The 991-nt window shown below is 29.5% G+C and carries 1 protein-coding gene; it reads right to left on the reverse strand.

Features of this window, described 5'->3' with window-relative positions:
- Positions 1 to 51: 51 nt before the first annotated feature.
- Entirely contained in the window at positions 52 to 300 is a 249-nt protein-coding gene (locus H4J50_RS18940; RefSeq protein ID WP_108456490.1) for a DUF3297 family protein, read from the reverse strand.
- Positions 301 to 991 lie beyond the last annotated feature (691 nt).

Consider the following 991-nt stretch of genomic DNA (forward strand, 5'->3'; position numbering starts at 1 on the left):
ATTTAGTTTGACTAGTTAAAGAAATAGTCTTATCTAATATCATTATAAATTTTAACGATAAAATGCTTCAACAGTACCTTTAACTGACACTAAAAGCGGTTGTCCACGGCGATCTAAGGCTTTAGCCGCTGCAACTTTTATCCAACCTTCGCTAATACAATATTCTTCAACATCAAATCGTTCTTTACCATTGATTTTTATACCAATTTCATGTTCAAAAACGGCAGCAACATGATGTGGGCTACGTGGGTTAATAGAAAGACGGTCAGGTAAAGTAGGTTGGGTGTTTGTATCGGTCATTATATATTTCTGTAATTGATAAAAGTGAGTTATTGTAGGCAATATAGCTGTGTCGCTCAAGTACTGAAAGTTGATTTTTAACGTATTAATTTTAATAATACGCTTAGCTCTAGTGTCGCTTTAAAAGAACAATCAATATTATTCTGGAGTGTAGGGCATTACAGTAAACCTTAGACAGTGAAATTTTGTTTTTAGCCTATCAATATGACCAGCCAATAATGCTAATTTATTTAAGCCTGTTCTTTATGTTAACCTTCTGTTAATACTAACTATTACGTTAATCGTGGTTGTAATTTTTATAACACTTAGGTAAGTTATTTAAACTAGCTATATAAATTTCATTCTATAAAGACTATAAAAACAATTTACATAAAAGACCAAGTATACATTTTATAGCTAAATCTAATGGTGTTTTTGATTAACCAACTAAAACTATTTTTATTACAGGTAGTTAACTAAATACCTGTAATAATTAAGTCTACCATGTAAATTTCTTTACTCATTTGTAAAAATATCTTCTTGGTTTGTATTTCATGGATGTGTATTTATATTTTGACCAGACTCCTCACTGACCTCAAGTATCATTTTTAAGGTGATAAATAAGTGTTTTTTTATATGATAAAAGAATGGAAAGAAAAACTTTGAACGGAATTCATACACTAGTAAATAGAATGTTGATGTTATTTGTCAT

Origin of the sequence: Colwellia sp. 6M3, assembly GCF_014077595.1 — a bacterium.
In the GTDB taxonomy this organism is placed as follows: domain Bacteria; phylum Pseudomonadota; class Gammaproteobacteria; order Enterobacterales; family Alteromonadaceae; genus Cognaticolwellia.